A 21463-nucleotide genomic window follows, 5' to 3' on the forward strand; every position below is an offset into this window, starting at 1 on the left:
CGCTAGAGCGGGCGGCCGGCCGCGAGCTCGGCGACCAGCGAGCGCACGACGGGCTCGAGCTCCCCGGCGTTGCGGCGTGCCACCGCACGCTGCCGCTGGTACGACGCACCGCGCCGCAGGATGGTGCGCACCTGCTCGAGCTCGGCCGCGCAGCCCAGCCGCTCGGCCACCGGCGCGAGCTCGACCAGCCACCGGCTCACCGAGTCGGTCACGAGCTCCTCGGCGCCCGCGGCGTCGGTGATGACGATCGCGTCCATGCCGTAGCGCGCGGAGCGCCACTTGTTCTCCTGCACGAACCACGGCGGCATGGTGGGCAGGGGCTCGCCCGCGTCGATCATGGACGAGAAGTGCTCCACCAGGCAGTGGGTGAAGGCGCTGATGGCCGTGACCTCGAGCAGGCTCGCGGCGCCGTCGGCGATGCGCATCTCGAGCGTGCCGAAGCGCGGCGACGGCCGGATGTCCCACCGGACCTCGTTGACCTGGTCGATCACTCCGGTGTGCACCATGTCGCCGACGTACTGCTCCAGCTGCTCCCACCGCTCGAACTGCGGCGGCAGGCCGGCCGTCGGCAGCTGCTGGAAGAGCAGCGCACGGTTCGACGCGTACCCGGTGTCCTTGCCGCCCCAGAACGGCGACGAGGCCGACAGCGACTGGATGTGCGGGAACACCGTGAGCATCGCGCGGCTCAGCGGCAGGACCTTGTCGCGGTCCTCGACGCCCACGTGCACGTGCACGCCGTAGATGAGCATCTGGCGGCCCCACCACTGGGTGCGGTCGATGAGCGTGGCGTACCGCTGCTTGTCCGTGACGCGCTGGTGGGCCCAGTTGGCGAACGGGTGGGTCCCGGCGCCCATGAGCTCGATGCGCAGGGGGCGCGCCGCGGCGGCGACCTCGTCGAGGGCGCGCTGCAGGTCGGCGCCGGCCTCGCCGACCGTGCGGCACTTGCCCGACGACACCTCGACGGTGTTGAGCAGCAGCTCGGACGTGATGTGCGGGTGCTCGCTCCCGTCGGGCGGCTGCACGGCGGCGAAGATGGCCTGCGCCGCCTGGCGCAGGTCGCCCGAGTCGGCGTCGACCAGCGCCACCTCCCACTCGATGCCGACCGTCGACCGCTCCGAGAACGCGAACGGCAGGGTCACGGGCGCGGCCATCAGACCGGCTCCACGACGAGCACGCGCTGCTGCCCGGCGACGCGTGTGAGCACGACCGTGCTCTCGGTGCCGCCGCGCAGGTCGAGCTGGCGGCGCAGCGTCTCCGGGGTCACGGCGGTGCCTCGCTTCTTGATCGTCAGCCGGCCGACGTCCCGCTCCCGCAGGTAGGTGCGCAGGCGCTTGAGCCCGAACGGCAGGTCGTCGAGCACGCGGTAGGCGGTGGCCAGCGGCTGCCAGGCGGCGCGGTCGGCGAGGGCGTCGGACGTCACGTAGGCGATCGTGGGGTCCACGAGCCGGCCGCGCACGCGGTGCGCGACCGTGCCGACCAGGCCGGCGCGGATCACGGCGCCGTCGGGCTCGTACAGGTAGCCGCCGACCGGGCCGACGGGCGGTGCGTCGTCGTCCCCGTCGGGGTCGGCACGCAGGACGTGCGCGCTGCCGTCGCGCAGGACGAGCGCGGAGCGTCCCGGGCCGTCGGGAGCCAGCGGGCCGAACCACAGCCCGAGCTCCACGACCTCGCCGCCGGACGACACCCACTGCGCCTCGGCGTCGTGCGGCAGGTCGCGGTGCGCGATGCCGGGGCCCAGCTTGAGCCCGAGCGCCGGGACCGTGCCGCGCACGGCGAGGACCTCGTCGAGCGGCGGCGAGTAGGCCCGCGGGTCGAACACCCGCCGGCCGGTGCCCGTGCGGCGTGCGGGGTCGGCGTAGACGCCGTCGACGCCCTCGGCCGCCAGGTCGAGCGCGAGCCCGTCGCCCATGCGGACCTCGACCTCGGGGAACGCGCGCAGGTTGACGGTGGCCAGGGCGGCGGTCGTCTCGTCGACGTCGGTGGCCAGCACCCGGATGCCGATGCCGGCCATGGCCAGTGCGTCGGCGCCGAGGCCGCACGTCAGGTCGGCCACGTACCGGCAGCCGGCCTCGCGGTACCGGCCCGCGTGGTGCGCGGCGACCTCGAGGCGCGTGGCCTGCTCGAGGCCCGCGACGGTGAAGAGCATGCCGTCGGCGAACTCACCGAGCTTGGCGCGTGCCTTGGCGCGCAGCCGCGACTGCGTGAGCGCGGCCGCGACCAGCGCGGGGTCGAGCCCGTCCTTCTGCAGCCGCTCGGCCAGCGGCAGCGCGAGGCGCTCGTCGTACGGCGGCAGCGCCTGCAGCAGCGCCCAGCCGTCGGGACTGAGCAGCTTGACCAGCCCGGCGTCGTCCACGCCACCACCTTCCCACGTCGCGACCCGCCCGCTCACCACACGCCGCCGACACGCGTGCGGCGGCGGCACGTCACCACCAGTTCTGGCACTCGGGTTGACCGAGTGCTAACGCGTTCCTAGAGTGAGGAACTGGCACTCTCCCCGTGAGGGTGCCAACCGCTCCCGTGGCCCGGCTCCCGCGACGACGGCGCGACGGTGCGGCGCAGACTCCTGAACTACTCACATGCGAAGGGGAGGTCCGCTGTGTCGGTCTCCATCAAGCCCCTCGAGGACCGCATCGTCGTCAAGGCCCTCGAGGCCGAGACGACGACCGCGTCGGGTCTCGTCATCCCGGACAGCGCCAAGGAGAAGCCCCAGGAGGGCGAGGTCCTGGCGGTCGGCCCCGGTCGTATCGACGACAAGGGCAACCGCGTGCCGCTGGACGTGGCCGTGGGTGACAAGGTCATCTACTCGAAGTACGGCGGCACCGAGGTCAAGTACAGCGGCGAGGAGTACCTCATCCTCTCCGCGCGCGACATCCTCGCGGTCGTCGCCTGACGACAGCTGTCCCGGCCGGGGACCAGTCCCCGGCACGACGAAGGCCCCCTCCCTCGGGAGGGGGCCTTCGTCGTGGTCGGGAGTCCCGCTCGGGATCAGGCGGTGACGCGGCGTCCGGCGCGCTCGGCGAGGACCGCGGCGCGCTCCTCCTCGGACAGGCCGCCCCACACGCCGTAGGGCTCGCGGACGGCGAGGGACTGCTCGCGGCACTCCTTGAGCACGGGGCACGTGGCGCAGATGGCCTTCGCCGCCTCCGCACGGCGGCGGCGGGCCGAGCCGCGCTCGCCCTCGGGGTGGAAGAAGAGATCCTGGTCCGCGTCGCGGCAGGCACCGTCGAACTGCCACTCCCACAGGTCCATCACCGGTCCGGGGAGACGCGAGATCTCGGCCATGTGTTCCTCCTTGGCTCCTGCGTGGTCGTCCTGCGGCGCTGGCCGGACGAAAGTCGGTGGTCGCCGCGGTTCCCCGTGTCGACGTGACGCCACGCTACAACCGCTTCAGAAGTTGTTCAAGACCCTCTTTTGTGACGCGATCGTGTGAATCGGTGCCTGGCGCGATCTGGACGCCGGTGCAGGACGCGTGTCCGTGGGTGTGGTCGGTGCGTGGCGCGGGGGCGTGGGATCGCGTCACACGGCTGGCACAATCGCTTCATGGTCCCCGCAGCAGACGAGACCCCGGCCGGACCGGTCGACCCGAAGGGCACGCCCGAGCCCGCCGGTCGCCCGGACGTCCCGGCGGCTCGCGACGCGGACCCGGCGCAGGTGCCGAGCGGCCCGGCGCTCACCGTCGCCGCCGTCGCCCGGCGGCTCGGCGTCGCGCCGGCGACGCTGCGGACGTGGGACCGCCGCTACGGGCTCGGGCCCTCCGAGCACCTCGCCGGCGCCCACCGTCGCTACACGAACCAGGACCTCGAGCGGCTCCTGGTGATGCGACGCCTGACGATCGACGGTGTCGCGCCCGCCGAGGCGGCACGGCTCGCGCTGGCGTCGGAGGTGCCCGACGTCCCGGCCGTCCCCACGGCCGGCAGCGACGACCTCACCGGCCGCCTGCCGGTCCGGCCGGACGCCGGGCCGTCGGCCGAGGGGTCCGGCCCGACCCCCCGCCCCGTCGTCCACCCGCCCGTCGCCGGTGTGCCCGCCGGTGGCGCGAGCGCCGTCGCGGCCCTCGTGGACGCCGCGCTCACCGGACGCGCGGACCGCTGCGCGGCGCTGCTGGACTCGACGGGTGTCGACGTCACCCGGTGGTGGACCGACCGCGTGCAGCCCGCGCTCGCGGCGCTCGCGCGCCGCACCGTCGTGGAGCGCCCGGGGGTCGACGCCCGGGAGACCCTGCTGGGCGCCGTGCTCGGCGCGCTGCGTGCCCGCACCGCGGCACCACCGCCGGCCGGCGCGCCCGTGGTCCTGCTCCTGCCCGTGCCCGGCGAGCCGCGCCCCGTCCTGGCGCACGTGCTCGCGGCGGCGCTCGTCGACGGCGGTGTCGACGCGCGGCTCGTCGCCGGGCCCGTCTCGACGCGGCACGCCGGCGAGCTCGCGCTCATGACGCGGGCGCGGGCCGTCGTGACGCTGTCGGAGTCCGCGGCGCCGGACCTGTCGGTCGTCGCACGTCTCGCGCAGGAGCGCGCGGACCTGCCGCAGTTCGTCATGGTGGCCGCGGCGGCCGAGGAGCGCGTGCCTCTCGACCGCTCCGTGCACCGCGCGCGCACCCTGCCGGGACTGCTCCACGAGGCCCTCGCGGCCGTCACGCAGTCTGCGTCGCTGTGACCGGTTGTCATCGCACGACGAGGCGATGACCCGTTCGCGTGACGTCATTTCACGTGTCAGCCCGCAAGTGTGAGGAAACGGCGCGTTCGATTCTCGACGGTCCACCCCGGGGGCTAACGTGACGCACCGGTAACGCCGATGCAGGCATAGACCCGTGCACGCATGTGGTGTCGGGATCGGCGCGAGGAGGAACCCCATGGCTGGAGTCGTGGTTTGCCACGGCTCGGCGACCGTTCGTGAACGGCTCGTCGTGACTTCGATCGGTGTGCCCTCGTTGGCCCCCGTCCGCGCTGCTGCGACGGCCGACGAGCTGCTGGCGCTCGCCCGCCGGATCGCCCCCACCGTCGTCCTGCTCGACGCGCACCTGCCCGGTGCGGGTCCGGCCGAGGCGATCCGACGGCTGCGTGCCGTGGCGCCCTCGGCGGCCGTCGTGCTGCTCGCCGGTCCTGAGGACGGCGAGGCGCTCGACCGCGCCCTCGCCCTCGGTGCCCGCGGCTTCCTCGCGCCCGCCGTCGGGCGCGCCGAGCTGGCGGCCGTCGCCGCGCACGTGCAGGCGAGCCCGGTCTCGTCCCCGCCTCCTGGGGGACCGGCGGTCCCGCACCCGGCCTCGCCGCTGCAGGAGAGCCACACGACCCGCACCGAGGCGGGCGTCGGCGCGCGCCAGGGCGACGCGAACCCCGTGCTCACCAAGCGGGAGATCGAGGTGCTCGTCGGCATGAGCCACGGCCGGTCGAACGCCCAGATCGGCCAGGAGCTGTTCCTCTCCGAGGACACGGTCAAGACGCACGCGCGGCGGCTCTTCCGCAAGCTCGGTGCGTCCGACCGTGCCCAGGCCGTCGCCATCGGCCTGCGCCGGGGGATCATCGACTGAGCGGGCGTTCCGACGCCGTCGTGCGCGCCGTATCCTGATCTGATGACGGCGCCCGACTTCTCCACGTCTCCCGCGGACCCGTTCGCCCGGGTCGGACTCACCTACGACGACGTCCTGCTGCTGCCCGGCGAGACGGACGTCATCCCCTCCGAGGTGGACACGACCTCACGCCTGACGCGTGAGATCACGGTGCGCGTGCCGCTGGTCTCGGCGGCCATGGACACGGTCACGGAGTCGCGCATGGCGGTCGCCATGGCGCGCCAGGGCGGCGTCGGCATCCTGCACCGCAACCTGTCGATCGCCGACCAGGCCCACCAGGTCGACGTGGTCAAGCGCTCCGAGTCCGGCATGGTCTCCGACCCGGTGACGGTCGGACCCGACGCGACGCTCGCCGAGCTCGACGCGCTGTGCGGGACCTACCGGGTCTCGGGCCTGCCCGTCGTCGACGACGACGGCCGCCTCCTGGGCATCATCACCAACCGCGACCTGCGCTTCGTGCCCGCCGCCGAGTTCGCGACGCGCCGCGTGCGCGACGAGATGACGTCGATGCCCCTGGTCACCGCGCCGGTCGGCATCGCGCGCGCCGACGCCGCGGCGCTGCTCGCCAAGCACAAGGTCGAGAAGCTGCCGCTCGTCGACGACCACGGCCGGCTCGCGGGCCTCATCACGGTCAAGGACTTCGTCAAGACCGAGCAGTACCCCCACTCCACCAAGGACGCCGACGGGCGCCTCGTCGTCGGCGCGGCGATCGGGTTCTTCGGTGACGCGTGGGAGCGCGCGACGGCGCTGGTCGACGCCGGCGTCGACGTGCTCGTCGTCGACACCGCCAACGGCCACGCGCGGCTCATGCTCGACATGGTGCGCCGCCTGAAGTCCGACCCGGCCACGCGCCACGTCCAGGTGATCGGCGGCAACGTGGCGACGCGCGCCGGCGCCCAGGCGCTGGTCGAGTCGGGCGTCGACGCCGTGAAGGTCGGCGTCGGACCGGGCTCGATCTGCACGACGCGGGTCGTGGCCGGTGTCGGCGTGCCGCAGGTGACCGCGATCCACGACGCGTCGCAGGTGTGCCGCCCGGCGGGTGTGCCGGTCATCGGCGACGGCGGTCTGCAGTACTCCGGCGACATCGCCAAGGCGCTCGTCGCGGGTGCCGACACCGTCATGCTCGGCTCGCTGCTCGCGGGCTGCGACGAGTCGCCCGGCGACCTCGTGTTCGTCAACGGCAAGCAGTTCAAGCACTATCGCGGCATGGGGTCGCTCGGCGCGATGGCCTCGCGCGGGCGCGTGTCCTACTCCAAGGACCGCTACTTCCAGGCCGACGTGACGACGGACGAGAAGATCGTGCCCGAGGGCATCGAGGGCCAGGTGCCGTACCGGGGTCCGCTGTCGGCCGTCGCGCACCAGCTCGTCGGCGGGCTGCACCAGTCGATGTTCTACGTCGGCGCGCACACGATCCCCGAGCTCCAGCAGCGGGGCCAGTTCATCCGGATCACGCCGGCGGGGCTCAAGGAGTCGCACCCGCACGACATCCAGATGACGGTCGAGGCGCCCAACTACACCGGCCGCTGACCCGGCCGCGCGCCGGGCCCCCCGGCGCGCGCCGGTAGGCTCGTCGGGTGACCAGCGACATCGAGATCGGTAGGGGCAAGCGAGGACGCCGGGCGTACTCCTTCGACGACATCGCGGTGGTGCCCTCGCGGCGCACGCGCGACCCGGAGGAGGTGTCGGTCGGCTGGCAGATCGACGCCTACCACTTCGACCTGCCCGTCCTCGCGGCCCCCATGGACTCCGTCGTGAGCCCGGCGTCCGCGGTCGCGCTGGGACGCGCCGGCGGTGTCGGCGTGCTCGACCTCGAGGGCCTGTGGACGCGCTACGACGACCCGACCGGCCTGCTCGAGGAGATCGCCGCGCTGGACGCGTCGCGCGCGACCGCCCGCATGCAGGAGATCTACGCGGCGCCGATCCGGCCCGAGCTCATCCGCGCCCGGCTGCAGGAGGTCCGTGACGCGGGCGTCGTGGTCGCGGGCGCGCTGAGCCCGCAGCGCACGCAGGAGCACTGGCGCACGGTCGTCGACGCGGGCGTCGACCTCTTCCTCATCCGCGGGACCACGGTGTCGGCCGAGCACGTCTCGGGCCGGGCCGAGCCGCTGAACCTCAAGCGCTTCATCTACGAGCTCGACGTCCCGGTGATCGTGGGCGGTGCGTCGACGTACACCGCGGCGCTGCACCTCATGCGCACGGGTGCGGCCGGTGTGCTCGTCGGGTTCGGCGGGGGAGCGGCGCACACCACGCGCGTGTCGCTGGGCATCCACGCCCCCATGGCCACGGCCGTCGCGGACGTGGCCGCGGCGCGGCGCGACTACCTCGACGAGTCCGGCGGCCGGTACGTGCACGTCATCGCCGACGGCGGCGTCGGGCGCTCGGGCGACCTGGTCAAGGCTGTCGCGTGCGGCGCCGACGCGGTGATGCTCGGTGCCGCGCTCGCGCGTGCGACCGACGCCCCCGGGCGCGGGTTCCACTGGGGCCCCGAGGCGCACCACCCGCAGCTGCCGCGCGGTGAGCGCGTCGAGGTGGGCACGGTGGGGACGCTCGAGCAGATCCTGTTCGGCCCTGGTCACACGGCCGACGGCACGCTCAACCTCATCGGCGCGCTGCGCCGTGCGATGGCCACGACCGGCTACTCCGACCTCAAGGAGTTCCAGCGCATCGAGGTCGTCGTCTCGCCGTACCAGCCGCACTGACGCACCGGTCCGCACTGACGCACCCGCCGCACGGACCCGCGGGCGCGGCCGGCCTCAGCGCCGGCCGTGCCGCTCCGGCACGTCGGGCAGGCGGGGACGCGCCGGGGCGCTGCCGTGCGGGTGCGGCGCACGGGCGGTGGCGACGGCCGCGTGCCCCAGCGTGACCGTGCCGGCGAGCCACTGCGCCATCGCCTCGTAGGCCGTCCGACGCACGGGCGCGGGCGACAGCACGACGTCGTGCAGCGCGTCCTCGATCCGCACGATGGTCACGTGCCGGCCCACGTCGGCCGCGCGCCGGGCAACGCCCTCGACGTCGAGCGCGACGTCGGCGCGGCTCATGGACGGGTCCCAGCGGGGCAGGAGGGCGCTGCGCGTGGACAGCAGGACGAGCGCGGGCACGCGCACGTCCAGGCCGCGAGCGAGCCGGGCCTGGCCGGTGAGGACCGCCGCGAGCCAGCCGGACGTCACCCGGAAGCCGTGCTCGGGCCGCCACGTCAGGTCGTAGTGCCACTCGCCGCCGTACGCGTCGGACACGACGCGCGTGTAGAAGCCGCGGTCGACGACCGGCAGCCGGTGGGCCGGGTTGAGCCGCGCGTCGGCCTGCACCATCGGCTCCAGCACGGCACGCCCCACCTCGCGGGTCTGGAGCTCGAGCCACGGGCTGTTGAGGACCAGGGCGGTGGCCTCGCCCGGGTGCCGCGCGGCCCACAGACTGAGTGTCAGGCCGCCGGTGGAGTGGCCCATCAGGACGAGTCGCCGGGGCCGGTCGGGCGGCACGTCCTCGGCCATGGCGGCGCGGGCCGCGGCCACGTCGGCGTCGTACGTCGTGAGGTCCGTGACGAACCCGGGGATCTGCCCGGGGCGCAGGCTCCGGCCGTACCGGCGCAGGTCGAGCGCGAAGAACCGGGCACCCTGCGAGCCCCAGAAGTCGGCGAGCTCGGTCTGGAAGAAGTAGTCCGACCACCCGTGCACGTACAGCACGTCGAGGCCCAGGTCGGGGTCCTCCGCGACGGGGAGCCGACGCACGAGCGTCGCGACGGCCGGTCCGGCGTCGTCCGCGGGCAGCGGCAGCGTCCGCTGCTCGTAGCCGGGGCCGAGCACGTCCGGCACCCAGCCGGGTGCCGGGGCCGCCGCGTCGTCGTCGTCGGACGTCATCACCTCACGGTACGGGCTGTGCCGCCGGGCGCTCGGTGGGAGGTGTGGCGGCACCCTCGTCGGCCGGCTGCGTGCCGCGGCCCGTGCGGTGCCGGCCCAGCGGCAGCACCAGCGGCGTCCCGCTGACCGGGTCGGGGACGACGCGCGCGGCCATGCCGAACACGTCCCGCACCATCTGCTCGGTCACGACGTCCGACGGGTCCCCCTGCGCGTAGAGGCGGCCGTCCGTGAGCGCGACGAGCCGGTCGGCGTACCGCGCGGCGAGGTTGAGGTCGTGCAGGACCATGACGATCGTCGTGCCGCGGTCACGGTTGAGGTCGACCAGCAGGTCGAGCACGTCGACCTGGTGCGCGACGTCGAGGAACGTCGTCGGCTCGTCGAGCAGCAGGACGTCCGTCTGCTGCGCGAGCGCCATGGCGATCCACACGCGCTGCCGCTGCCCGCCGGAGAGCTCGTCGACGGGCCGGTCGGCGAGGTCGAGGATGTCGGTCGCGACGAGCGCCTGCTCGACGACCGCGTCGTCCTGCGCCGTCCACCGGCGGAACCAGCCCTGGTGCGGGTACCGGCCCCGGCCCACCAGGTCCGCGACCGCGATGCCCTCGGGGCACACGGGCGCCTGCGGCAGCAGCCCCAGGACCGTCGCGACGTCCCGCGACCGCATCGAGTCGATCGGCGTGCCGTCCAGCAGGACGCGACCCGTGCGCGCGGGCAGCAGGCGTGCCATCGCGCGCAGCAGCGTGGACTTGCCGCAGCCGTTGGCGCCGACGATGGCCGTGACCGCACCGGGCGTGATCTCGAGCGTCATGTCGTGCACGACGACCCGGTCGTCGTACCCGACGGTGATGCCCTCGACCGCGAGCGTGTGGACGGGGTCCGTCACAGGGAGCCTCCGGATCGGTTGGTCCTGGCCAGCAGCCAGAGCAGGTAGGGCGCGCCCAGGACGCCGGTGACGACGCCCACGGGGAACCGGTGCACGAGCAGGTGCTGCCCGACGAGGTCGGCGGACAGGACGAGCAGCGCACCGACGAGCGCCGCGGGGACCAGCAGCGCCCCGGTGCCGCGCATCAGGCGGTGCGCGATGGGCCCGGACAGGAAGGCGACGAACGCGATGGGCCCGGTCGCCGCCGTCGCGACGGCGATGACCGCGACGGCCACGAGCAGCAGCCCGAGCCGCGACCGGTCCGGGGATACCCCGAGACCGGCGGCAGCGTCGTCGCCGAGCTGCAGCGCGGGCAGGCGGCGGGCCAGCACGAGCAGGACGGGGAGCAGCACCGCGAGGGCCGCCGCGAGCGGGCCCACACCGGGCCAGAACGCCGAGTTGAGGGAGCCCGTGAGCCAGCGCAGCGCCTCGTTCGCGTCGTAGACCCCCGCACGGGTCAGGGCGTACCCGATGACGGAGTCGAGCATGGCGCCCACGGCGATGCCGATGAGCACGAGCCGGGCACCCTGCACGCCGCTGCGCCACGACAGCGCGTAGATCGCGGCGGCGACGGCCAGCCCGGCCACGACGGCCACGACGGACAGGGCGGCACCGGACAGTCCGAACAGCGTGATCGCGACCACGGCCGCCGCGGAGGAGCCGGCGCTCACGCCGATGATGTCGGGGCTGGCCAGCGGGTTGCGCAGCATCGTCTGGAACACGACGCCGCCCATGCCGAAGGCGACGCCCACGAGGATGCCCGTCAGGACCCGCGGGGCGCGCAGCACGCCCACGTTGAACGACGCACCGGGCACCTGCTCGCCGAGCAGCACGCGCAGCACCTCCGCCGGGGAGGAGGACCGCTCGCCGACGCACAGCGCGAGGACGGCCACGGCGAGGACCGCCAGCACGAGCACGACCAGCACCGTGCGGCGGCGTCGGGTGCGGGCGCGCCGGCCACGGGCCACGACGGCGCCGGCGGCCGGGGCCGGGGCGAGCGCGGCGGTCACAGCGCCGCCACCTTGTGGCGCCGGATGATGGCGATGAACACGGGGGCCCCCAGCAGCGCGGTGACGATGCCGACCTCGATCTCCTGGGGGCGTGCCACCACGCGGCCGATGACGTCGGCGGCGAGCAGCAGGGCCGCGCCGAGCGCGGCCGAGGTGGGCAGCAGCCAGCGGTGGCTGGGTCCCGTGAAGGTGCGCGCGAGGTGGGGGATCACGAGCCCGACGAAGCCGATGGGGCCCGCGACGGCGACCGCGGTCCCGCACAGCAGCACGGCCGCGGTCCCGCCGACGGCACGGATCACGCCGACGCGCTGACCGAGCCCGACGGCCACGTCGTCACCGAGCGCGATGGCGTCCATGCCGCGCGCGCAGCCGACCGCGAGGACGGCGCCCACGGCGAGGAACGGCAGCACCTGGCCGAGCTCCGCGAACGACGCACGGCCCAGGGACCCGACCTGCCAGAAGCGGAACGTGTCGAGCACGTCGGTGCGCGAGAGCAGCACCATGGACACGCCCGAGCCGAGCGCCGCCGTCGTCGCGGCCCCCGCGAGCGCGAGCTTGAGCGGGGTGGCGCCCTCGCGGCCCAGCGAGCCGATCGCGTACACCAGGACCGACGCGAGCGCGGCGCCCGCGAACGCCATCCACACGTACTGCGTGAGCGTCGACAGCCCGAGCAGCATGATCCCGAGGACGACGGCGAGGGACGCCCCGGAGCTGATGCCCAGCAGCGCGGGGTCCGCGAGCGGGTTGCGCGTCAGGCCCTGCAGGACCGCACCGCCGACGCCGAGAGCGGCGCCGACGAGCAGGCCGAGCAACGTGCGCGCGACGCGCGAGCGCACTGCCGCCTGCGCGATGTCGGACGTGTCCGGGTGCAGGACGCCGGCGACGACGTCGGACGGACCGACGACGCGGGCGCCGAACGCGAGCGACGCGACGACCGCGAGCAGCACCGCCACGACGCACGCGGCGAGCCCGACCGTGCGTCGACGGCGCAGGGACGCCGGCCGCCCCCCGAGGGTGGCAGCCGGCGTTCCGGGTGTGGCGGTGAGGGTCATCCGACCTGCGCGGCCGCGGCCTGGAACAGGTCGAGGTACGCGTCGAGCGCCCACGGCACCGACAGGACGGTCGGGCCCGACGTGGCCGAGGAGATCGGGTCGCCGTCGGGGACGACGACGACCGACCCGCGGGCCACGGCGGGGATCTTGTTGAGCAGCGGGTCCGCCTGGAGCGTCGCGAGCGTCGTGTCGTCGCCGTAGGTGACGAGCACGTCGACGTCGGCGAGCGTGTCGGCCTGCTCGGCGGCGAGGTTGACGAAGAACTCCTCGGTGTCGCCGGCGAGCTCGACGACCGACGGCGCGGTCGTCATGCCGAGGTCGTCGAGGAGCTGGACGCGCGCGTCGAGCGGCGTGTAGACGCCGATCGTGCTCGGGTCGGCCGGGTCGATCCACGTGTAGGCGACGGTCTTGCCCTCGACGTCGGGCCGCTCGGCGAGCGCGTCGTCGATCTGGGCCAGGACGTCGTCGACGAGCGCCTGCGCCTCGGCCTTGCGTCCGATGGCCTCGCCGTTGATGAGCGCCATGTCCTTCCAGTTCGTCCCCCAGGCGAACTCGGGCCACGAGACGGTGGGGGCGATCTGCGAGAGGGTCGTGAAGTCCTCCTCGGTCAGCCCGGAGTAGGCCGCGAGCACGACGTCGGGGGCGGTGTTGTTGACCGCCTCGAACGGGATGCCGTCCGTCTCGTCGAACAGCTCCGGCAGCGCGTCGCCGGTGGCCCCGAGCTCCTCGAGGGCCTCGTACGTCCAGGGGTGGACGCCGTCGGTGTCGTTGTCGCCGTACGTCGCCTTCGCGAACCCGACCGGCACGATGCCCAGGGCGATCGGCACGTCGTGGTTGCCCCAGTTGACGGTGGCGACCGCGGTCGGCTCCGACTCGATCGTGGTCTCGCCGAACGCGCTGGTCAGCGTGACGGGGAACGCACCCGAGGCGGCGGCGGAGGAGGTGGCGTCGTCGGCGGGCTCGTCCGTGCCGCCGGTGGCGCAGGCGGCGAGCAGGAGCGACACGGCGGTCGCGGCGACCAGCGGTCGCCAGGCGCGGCGGGAGGGCGCAGTGCGCATGATGTCCTTCGCAGGGGGTCGCTGTCGTCGTGGGCGCGGGACGGCCCCGACGGGCCCGCGGGAGGCGGGCTCAGTAGGTGAGGCTTACCTTACGGCATGACCCTTCGCGGGCGGGAGTGACGTCAGCGACATGTCCGTCGTGCCGGTCGCGGGGCCCGCGGCGCGTCCGCGGTGCCTCCGGGGTGCCCGGCGTACGCTGACGCGATGGCGCACGAGCATGCCGACCTGCAGGACCCGGAGACCGACCCGCTCGCGACGTACGTGCTCGAGCCGGACGACGTCCGACCGCTCCTGGCCCGGGTGGTCGCCGGCCCCGGCCACGCGACGTCGACGTCCATCGCCCCGTTCACCGGGGCGCCGATCGCCGCCGTCCCGCTCACGGGCGTCGACGACCTGCCCGACGCGGCCCGCCGGGCCCGGGCCGCCCAGCGGCTGTGGGCGGCGCGGTCCGTGACCGAGCGCGCCGCGCTGCTGCTGCGCGTGCACGACCTGCTGCTCGAGCGGCAGTCGGACGTGCTCGACCTGCTCCAGGTCGAGACGGGCAAGGCCCGCACGCACGCGTGGGAGGAGCTCGGCGAGGTCGCCAACACGGCGCGCTACTACGCGCTGCGCGCCCGCCGGCTGCTCGCGTCCCGCCGGGTGCGCGGCCTGACGGGTCCCTTCTCCTCGGCGCGCGTGCTGCGTCACCCGCTCGGCGTCGTCGCGATCGTCACGCCCTGGAACTACCCGCTGTCGCTCGGGCTGGGGGACGCCCTGACCGCGCTCGTGGCGGGCAACGCGGTCCTGCTGCGCGCCGACCCGCAGACCGCGCTCACGCTGCTGTGGTGCGCCGAGCTGCTCGAGGACGCGGGCCTGCCGGCCGACCTCGTGCAGGTCGTGGTCGGTGGCCCCGAGGTCGGGATGGCGCTGCTCGAGCACGTCGACCAGGCGGGCTTCACCGGCTCGACGCGCTCCGGACGCGTGTTCGCCGCGCGGGCGGGGGAGCTGGGCGTGCCCGTCACGCTCGAGCTCGGCGGCAAGAACGCGATGTACGTCGCGGCCGACGTCGACGTCGAGGCGGCCGCCGAGGGTGCGGTGCGCGCGTGCTTCGGGTCGGCCGGTCAGCTGTGCGCGAGCATCGAGCGCCTCTACGTCCACGAGGACGTCCGGGACGCGTTCGTCGCGGCCCTGGTGCGCCGCACGGCCGCGCTGCGCCTCGGGTCGGGCCTCGACTACCGCGCCGACATGGGCTCGCTCGTCGGCACCGCGCAGCTCGCGCGCGTCGTCGAGCACGTCGAGGACGCGGTCGGCCACGGCGCCACCGTCCTGGTCGGCGGCGAGCAGCGGCCCGACCTGGGCCCGTACTTCTACGAGCCGACCGTGCTGGCCGACGTGCCGGAGGCCGCCCGCGCGTACCGCGAGGAGACGTTCGGCCCGGTCGTGGCCGTGTACCCCGTGGCGTCGGACGACGAGGCGGTCGCCGCCATGAACGACTCCGAGCTCGGGCTCGTCGCCGCCGTGTGGACGCGCTCGGCGGCCCGCGGTGCGGCGCTCGCGACGCGCGTGCGCGCCGGTGCCGTGGTCGTCAACGACAGCCACCACCTGCTGTGGGGGAGCGTCGGGGCGCCGCTCGGCGGTGTCGGCGCGTCGGGCCACGGGCGGCGTCACGGGCGCGAGGGCCTGTGGGAGACGACGTGGACCCAGTCCGTCGTGGCCCAGCGCGGTGTGCACGCGGGCCGCACGGTCGGCGTCCGGCAGATCCACGAGCTCGGGACCGAGGTGTGGCCGCGCGTCTTCACGCGTCTGCTGCGCGTCGAGCGGGCGCTGCGCCTGCCCTGAACGCACGGCGACCGGGACCCGCAGGACGGGCCCCGGTCGCTCGTGGGTGCGCTCAGGCGCCGACGACCGCCACCGACTGCCGCGCGATGGCCAGCTCCTCGTTGGTCGGCACGACCATCACGGTCACGCGCGAGCCGTCCGCGGAGATGACCGTGGGCTCGCTCTTGCGGCCGGCGTTGCGCTCGAGGTCGATGACGATGCCCATGCCCTCCAGCCCGCACAGGGCCCCGGCGCGCACGATGTCGTCGTTCTCGCCGACGCCCGCCGTGAACGTGATGACGTCGACGCCGCCGAGCACCGCGTAGTACGCGCCGATGTACTTGCGCAGGCGGTGCAGGTAGACGTCGAGCGCGAGCCGCGCACCGGCGTCGCCCTTCTCGACCAGCTCGTGCAGGGCCCGGAAGTCGTTGACGCCCGACAGGCCCTTGATGCCCGAGCGGCGGTTGAGGAGGTCGTCGAGCTCCTCGACGCTCATGCCCGCGTTGCGGTGCAGGTGGAACAGGACGGCAGGGTCGAGGTCGCCCGAGCGCGTGCCCATGACCAGGCCCTCGAGCGGCGTCATGCCCATCGAGGTCTCGACCGCGACGCCGCCGCGCACGGCCGACGCCGACGCGCCGTTGCCGAGGTGCAGCACGATCTGGTTGAGCTCCTCGAGCGGACGGCCCAGCACGCGCGCGACCTTGTCCGACACGTACTGGTGCGACGTCCCGTGCGCCCCGTAGCGGCGCACGCGGTACTTCGTGGCCACCTCGGTGTCGATCGCGTACGTCGCCGCCGCGGCGGGCAGGTGGTGGAAGAACGCGGTGTCGAAGACCGCCACGTGCGGCACGTCGGGCAGCAGCGCCTGCGCGACGCGGATGCCCGTGAGGTTCGCCGGGTTGTGCAGCGGCGCCAGCGGCGACAGCTCGTCGATGTCCCGCTCGACCTTCGCGTCGACGAGGGCCGGCCCGTCGAACCGGGCGCCGCCCTGCACGACGCGGTGGCCGACGGCCACGACGTGGGCGGACGCCAGGTCCGGCCCGATCTCCTCGAAGAGCCCCAGGACGATCCGCAGACCCTCCGCGTGGTCCGGCACCGGCAGCTCACGACGCGTCGTGACGCCGTGGGCGACGTGCTTGACGGCGCCCGTGCTCTCGCCGATCTGCTCGACCAGGCCGGAGGCGACGGCGCGGCCGTCGTCCGGGGTGACCAGCTGGTACTTGATCGACGACGAGCCGGAGTTGATGACCAGCACGCTCGCGCGGGGCTGGTCGGACGGGGTGGACGTGCTCATCGTGCTCATGCCTCCGGTGTCGGTACGGTGCCGGGTTCCCCGGCGACGGAGGCCTGGTCGAGCGCCTGCGCCTGGATCGCGGTGATCGCGACGGTGTTGACGATGTCCTGCACGAGTGCACCCCGCGACAGGTCGTTGACGGGCTTGCGCAGCCCCTGCAGGACCGGGCCGATGGCGACGGCGCCGGCCGAGCGCTGCACGGCCTTGTACGTGTTGTTGCCGGTGTTGAGGTCGGGGAAGACCAGCACGGTCGCCCGGCCCGCCACGGCCGAGTCCGGCATCTTGGTCATCGCGACCGACGCGTCCACGGCTGCGTCGTACTGGATGGGGCCCTCGACGGACAGGTCGGGACGCCGCTCGCGGACCAGGCGCGTCGCCTCCCGCACCTTCTCGACGTCCGCGCCCGAGCCGGACTCGCCGGTCGAGTAGGAGAGCATCGCGATGAGCGGCTCGATGCCGAACTGCACGGCCGTCGCGGCCGAGGAGATCGCGATGTCAGCGAGCTGCTCGGCGGTGGGGTCGGGGATGACGGCGCAGTCGGCGTAGACGAGCACGCGGTCCTCGAGGCACATGAGGAAGCAGCTCGACACGCTGTTCACGCCGGGCGTCGTCTTGATGATCTCGAAGGCGGGCTTGATGGTGTGCGCGGTCGTGTGCAGCGCGCCCGACACCATGCCGTCGGCCATGCCGAGCTGGACCATGAGCGTGCCGAAGTACGACACCGAGGAGACGATCTCGCGCGCGCGCTCGACCGTCATGCCCTTGTGCCGGCGCAGCTCGGTGTACACCTCCGCGAACCGCTCGAGCGTCGCGCCGTTCTTCGGGTCGAGCACCTGCGCACCGTCGAGGTCGAGCCCGAGCTCGGTCGCGCGCGCCCGGATCGCCGTCTCGTCGCCGAGGAGCGTCAGGTCCGCGACCTGACGCTGCAGCAGCGTGGACGCCGCCCGCAGGATGCGGTCGTCGTTGCCCTCGGGCAGCACCACGTGCTTGCGGTCCGAGCGCGCCCGGTCGAGCAGCGCGTACTCGAACATCAGCGGCGTGACCACGCCCGGGCGCGGGACGGCCAGCATCGCCAGCAGCTCGGCCCCGTCGACGTGCTGCTCGAACAGCGCGAGCGCGACGTCGACCTTGCGCTGCGCGTCGTGCGTCAGCCGCCCGCGGGTCGTGGCCGCGGCGCTCGCGGACCGGAACGTCCCCAGGGACGTCGTGATGAGCGGCAGGCGCGAGCCGAGGCCCGCGACGAGGCGCTCGATGGAGGGGGCGGGGGCGAGCCCGCCGTTGAGGATGAGGCCCGCGAGCGAGGGGAAGCCCTCGGCCTGGTGCGCCATGAGCAGGCCCAGCAGCACGTCGGCGCGGTCGCCCGGGGTGATGACGACGGCGCCGTCCTGCAGCCGGTCCAGCAGGTGCTCGATCGACATGGCGCCGACGAGCACGTCGAGCACCTCGCGGCCCAGCAGCTCCTCGTCGCCGCCGGTCAGCGTGCCGCCGACCGCGTGCATGAGCTGACGCAGCGTGGGCGCGTACAGCAGGGGCGAGTCCGGCACCGCCCACACGGGGACCTCGCCGGCGAGCGCCGCGCGCACCTGGTCGAGCGACGCGGGGTCGCAGCGGTTGGCGATGACCGAGACGACCTGGGCGTGGTTCGCCACGATCTCCGTCGTCGCGACGTCGACCGCGTGGTGCACGTCCTCGAGCGAGCGCTGCGCACCGTTGACCACGAGCACGACGGGCGCGCCGAGGTTGGCCGCGATCCGCGCGTTGTAGGCGAGCTCGGTGGGCCCCGCGACGTCGGTGTAGTCGGTGCCGACCACCACGACGGCGTCGCAGCGGCGCCCCACGTCGTGGAACCGCGACACGATGCGCGACAGCGCGGCCTCGGGGTCGTCGATCACCTCGTCGTACGTCGCCCCGACGGCGTCCTCGTAGGCGATGTCGACGCCGTCGTGCTCGAGCAGGAGCTCGAGGACGTAGTCCCGCTCCTCGGTCGACCGTGCGACGGGGCGGAAGACGCCGACGCGCTGCACCGTGCGCGTCAGCAGGTCGACGAGACCCAGGGCGACGACGGACTTGCCCGTGTCACCCTCGGCCGACATGACGTAGATCGTCCTGGCCACTGTGCTGCTCACTCTCCTGGCCCCGGTAGGGGCACGTGGTCCTCCGGTCGCGTCCGGGCGGGTGGGCCCTGACGCGACCGCTGGCAAGCCTGCTACTCGTTGTCCCCGCCCGTGTCGGCGGCGACCGGCGCCCGCGACGGCTGCGGGCCGCCCTCCTCGGTGGCGGTCTCGCCGACGTCGGGCCACACCCAGTCGCGGACCTCGGGGATGTCCTCGCCGTGCGCGCGCGTGTACTGCCGCGCGCGGATGCGCTCGTCGACCATCCGCTGGCGCAGCCCCGCCTGGGACGCGCGCAGCCAGTGCACGTGGTCGATGACGTCGATGACGAGGTGGAACCGGTCGAGGTCGTTGAGCATGACCATGTCGAAGGGCGTGGTCGTCGTGCCCTCCTCCTTGTACCCGCGCACGTGCAGGTTCGCGTGCCCGTTGCGGCGGTACGTGAGGCGGTGGATGAGCCACGGGTAGCCGTGGTAGGCGAACACGATCGGCCGGTCGGCCGTGAAGATCGTGTCGAACTCCTGGTCCGACAGCCCGTGCGGGTGCTCGCGCGCGTCCTGCAGGCGCATGAGGTCCACGACGTTGACGACGCGCACCTTGAGCTGCGGCAGCTCACGACGCAGGATGTCCGCCGCGGCGAGCACCTCGAGCGTCGGCACGTCGCCGGCGCACGCGAGGACCACGTCGGGCTCCTCGTCCTGCGCCTCCGACCCGGCCCACTCCCAGATGCCCAGGCCGCGCGTGCAGTGGGCGACCGCCTGCTCCATCGTGAGGAAGTTGGGCGCGGGCTGCTTGCCGGACACGACGACGTTGACGTACTGCCGGCTGCGCAGGCAGTGGTCGTACGTGCTCAGCAGCGTGTTGGCGTCCGGCGGCAGGTAGACCCGCACGACCTCCGCCTTCTTGTTGACCACGTGGTCGATGAACCCCGGGTCCTGGTGGCTGAAGCCGTTGTGGTCCTGGCGCCACACGTGGCTCGACAGCAGGTAGTTGAGGCTCGCGATCGGGCGGCGCCACGGGATGTGGTTGGTGACCTTGAGCCACTTGGCGTGCTGGTTGAACATCGAGTCGACGATGTGGATGAAGGCCTCGTAGGACGTGAACAGCCCGTGGCGCCCCGTGAGCAGGTAGCCCTCGAGCCAGCCCTGGCACTGGTGCTCCGAGAGCATCTCCATGACGCGGCCGGCACGTTCGAGGTGCTCGTCGACCTCCGGCCCCTCGAACTCGGCGTTCCACTGCTTCGCCGTCACGTCGTACACGGCCTGCAGGCGGTTGGACGCGGTCTCGTCCGGGCCGAAGATCCGGAAGTTGTCGGGGTTGCGGCGGATGACCTCGGTGAGGAACTCGCCGAGCACGCGCGGCGCCTCGGCGAACGTGGCGCCGGGCGCCGGCACGTCCTGCGCGAAGTCGCGGAAGTCCGGCAGGCGCAGGTCGCGCAGCAGCAGACCGCCGTTGGCGTGCGGGTTGGCGCTCATCCGCAGGTCGCCCTCGGGCGCGAGCGCCGAGACGTCGTCGTCCACGCGGCCCGTGGCGTCGAAGAGCTCGTCCGGGCGGTACGAGCGCAGCCAGTCCTCGAGCACCGCGAGGTGCTCCGGGGTGTCCCGCGCGTTGGCGAGCGGCACCTGGTGCGCACGCCACGAGCCGGTCGTCTTCTTGCCGTCGATCTCCGCCGGACCCGTCCAGCCCTTGGGGGTGCGGAACACGATCATCGGGTACATGGGGCGCGTCAGGTCGCCCGTCGCCGCGCGCGCCTTGATGTCGGCGATCTGGTCGAGCACCTCGTCGAGCAGCACCGCGAAGCGTCGGTGGATCGAGAGCTGGTCCTCGTCGTCGAAGCCCGCGACGAACACGTGCGGCGTGTGCCCGTAGCCGCGCATGAGGTCGGTGAGCTCGTCGTCGGGGATGCGGGCCAGGATCGTCGGGTTCGCGATCTTGTAGCCGTTGAGGTGCAGGATCGGCAGGACGATGCCGTCCTGCTGCGGGTTGACGAACTTGTTGGAGTGCCAGCTCGTCGCCAGCGGGCCCGTCTCCGCCTCGCCGTCGCCCACGACGGCCGCCACCAGCAGGTGCGGGTTGTCGAACGCGGCGCCGTAGGCGTGGCTCAGGGCGTACCCGAGCTCACCGCCCTCGTGGATCGAGCCGGGGGTCTCGGGTGCGACGTGCGACGGGATGCCGCCGGGGAACGAGAACTGCCGGAACAGCCGGCGCATCCCCTCCTCGTCCTGCGTGACGTCCGAGTACACCTCGGAGTACGTGCCGTCGAGGTAGGCGCTGGCGACGAGGCCCGGACCGCCGTGGCCGGGGCCGGTGATGTAGATGGTCGACTGCTCCCGCTCGGCGACCGCCCGGTTGAGGTGCGCGTACAGGAAGTTCAGGCCCGGCGTCGTGCCCCAGTGGCCGAGCAGGCGCGGCTTGACGTCGTCGCGGCTCAGCGGCCGGCGCATCAGGGGGTTGTCGAGCAGGTAGATCTGACCGACCGACAGGTAGTTGGCGGCGCGCCACCACTTCTCGAGGCGCTGCAGCGTCGCGTCGTCGACCTGGTCCGCGCCCCTGCGCCAGGCGGTACGCGCCTCGCCGGCCGCGAACGACCCGGGGGCGATGGGACCGGCACCGGCAGGCTGCTGGTCCGTGGTGGTGGAAGTCATGGTCCCCTCCCGAGGGAAGCCGTCCGGCTGGGTCGGACCCCAGCCTTGCGTGAGGTCGTGGCGAGAGATGGGACGTCCGACCCACCTCACCTGTGCTCCTGACCACAGCCATACAAGCGCACATGCAGCGCCGACGCAGGAGCACCGGACCTGCGCGCGGGTG

The 21463-nt window shown here is 73.8% G+C and carries 17 protein-coding genes; 6 read left to right on the forward strand and 11 right to left on the reverse strand.

Going from position 1 to position 21463, the window contains the following annotated elements; all coding sequences use genetic code 11:
* Positions 1-2: 2 nt before the first annotated feature.
* Both H9657_RS08765 and H9657_RS08770 read right to left on the reverse strand, forming a co-directional pair.
* A complete protein-coding gene (locus tag H9657_RS08765; protein WP_191782454.1) occupies positions 3-1151 on the reverse strand; it encodes a glutamate--cysteine ligase in 1149 nt (382 codons plus the stop codon).
* Positions 1151-2353 carry a class I SAM-dependent methyltransferase gene (locus H9657_RS08770; RefSeq protein ID WP_191782456.1) on the reverse strand — a complete coding sequence of 401 codons (1203 nt, stop codon included), beginning with the start codon at positions 2351-2353 and terminating at the stop codon, positions 1151-1153. The genes H9657_RS08765 and H9657_RS08770 overlap by 1 nt, the downstream gene beginning before the upstream one ends.
* 243 nt (positions 2354-2596) lie before the next feature.
* Here H9657_RS08770 and groES point away from each other — a divergent pair, with 243 nt between their 5' ends.
* A complete protein-coding gene (gene groES, locus H9657_RS08775; RefSeq protein WP_191782457.1) occupies positions 2597-2890 on the forward strand; it encodes a co-chaperone GroES in 294 nt (97 codons plus the stop codon).
* 95 nt (positions 2891-2985) lie between these two features.
* Here the strand turns inward: groES and H9657_RS08780 are convergent, their stop codons facing one another.
* Positions 2986-3282 (reverse strand): WhiB family transcriptional regulator, encoded by a 297-nt coding sequence (locus H9657_RS08780; RefSeq protein WP_191782459.1) that lies wholly within the window; start codon positions 3280-3282, stop codon positions 2986-2988.
* A 258-nt stretch (positions 3283-3540) separates the two neighbouring features.
* On the opposite strand from H9657_RS08780, the gene H9657_RS08785 reads away from it, so the two are divergent.
* From H9657_RS08785 to H9657_RS08800, 4 genes are all read left to right on the forward strand, one after another.
* On the forward strand, positions 3541-4650 hold the full coding sequence (locus H9657_RS08785; protein ID WP_191782461.1) for a MerR family transcriptional regulator: 1110 nt from the start codon (positions 3541-3543) through the stop codon (positions 4648-4650).
* Positions 4651-4900: 250 nt separating this feature from the next.
* Positions 4901-5521: a response regulator transcription factor gene (locus H9657_RS08790; protein WP_318241386.1), complete on the forward strand. Its 621-nt coding sequence runs from the start codon at positions 4901-4903 to the stop codon at positions 5519-5521.
* Between the two features lie 42 nt (positions 5522-5563).
* Positions 5564-7087 (forward strand): IMP dehydrogenase, encoded by a 1524-nt coding sequence (guaB, locus tag H9657_RS08795; RefSeq protein WP_191782465.1) that lies wholly within the window; start codon positions 5564-5566, stop codon positions 7085-7087.
* Between the two features lie 47 nt (positions 7088-7134).
* Positions 7135-8259, forward strand: a complete 1125-nt coding sequence (locus H9657_RS08800) for a GuaB3 family IMP dehydrogenase-related protein (protein WP_191782467.1) — start codon at positions 7135-7137, stop codon at positions 8257-8259.
* 54 nt (positions 8260-8313) lie between these two features.
* Here the strand turns inward: H9657_RS08800 and H9657_RS08805 are convergent, their stop codons facing one another.
* The 5 genes from H9657_RS08805 to H9657_RS08825 form a co-directional block, all read right to left on the reverse strand.
* Positions 8314-9414, reverse strand: coding sequence for an alpha/beta hydrolase (locus tag H9657_RS08805; RefSeq protein ID WP_191782468.1), 1101 nt, complete (start codon positions 9412-9414; stop codon positions 8314-8316).
* Between the two features lie 4 nt (positions 9415-9418).
* Positions 9419-10219 (reverse strand): ABC transporter ATP-binding protein, encoded by an 801-nt coding sequence (locus H9657_RS08810; protein WP_191782625.1) that lies wholly within the window; start codon positions 10217-10219, stop codon positions 9419-9421.
* Positions 10220-10290: 71 nt separating this feature from the next.
* Positions 10291-11343 carry a FecCD family ABC transporter permease gene (locus H9657_RS08815; protein ID WP_191782470.1) on the reverse strand — a complete coding sequence of 351 codons (1053 nt, stop codon included), beginning with the start codon at positions 11341-11343 and terminating at the stop codon, positions 10291-10293.
* Positions 11340-12395 carry a FecCD family ABC transporter permease gene (locus H9657_RS08820; RefSeq protein ID WP_191782472.1) on the reverse strand — a complete coding sequence of 352 codons (1056 nt, stop codon included), beginning with the start codon at positions 12393-12395 and terminating at the stop codon, positions 11340-11342. The genes H9657_RS08815 and H9657_RS08820 overlap by 4 nt, the downstream gene beginning before the upstream one ends.
* On the reverse strand, positions 12392-13453 hold the full coding sequence (locus tag H9657_RS08825) for an ABC transporter substrate-binding protein (RefSeq protein ID WP_191782474.1): 1062 nt from the start codon (positions 13451-13453) through the stop codon (positions 12392-12394). Before H9657_RS08825 ends, H9657_RS08820 begins: the two co-directional genes overlap by 4 nt.
* A 204-nt stretch (positions 13454-13657) precedes the next feature.
* Here H9657_RS08825 and H9657_RS08830 point away from each other — a divergent pair, with 204 nt between their 5' ends.
* A complete protein-coding gene (locus tag H9657_RS08830) occupies positions 13658-15271 on the forward strand; it encodes a succinic semialdehyde dehydrogenase (RefSeq protein WP_191782476.1) in 1614 nt (537 codons plus the stop codon).
* A 52-nt stretch (positions 15272-15323) separates the two neighbouring features.
* On the opposite strand, the gene H9657_RS08835 is transcribed toward H9657_RS08830, so the two are convergent.
* From H9657_RS08835 to H9657_RS08845, 3 genes are all read right to left on the reverse strand, one after another.
* Entirely contained in the window at positions 15324-16544 is a 1221-nt protein-coding gene (locus H9657_RS08835) for an acetate/propionate family kinase (protein WP_191782478.1), read from the reverse strand.
* Positions 16545-16549: 5 nt separating this feature from the next.
* Positions 16550-18658, reverse strand: coding sequence for a phosphate acetyltransferase (gene pta, locus H9657_RS08840; protein WP_191782627.1), 2109 nt, complete (start codon positions 18656-18658; stop codon positions 16550-16552).
* A gap of 92 nt (positions 18659-18750) precedes the next feature.
* Complete coding sequence (locus H9657_RS08845) at positions 18751-21300, reverse strand: phosphoketolase family protein (protein WP_225214960.1); 2550 nt, start codon at positions 21298-21300, stop codon at positions 18751-18753.
* Between the last annotated feature and the right edge of the window lie 163 nt (positions 21301-21463).

Source organism: Cellulomonas avistercoris, assembly GCF_014836445.1.
Classification (GTDB): domain Bacteria; phylum Actinomycetota; class Actinomycetes; order Actinomycetales; family Cellulomonadaceae; genus Cellulomonas; species Cellulomonas avistercoris.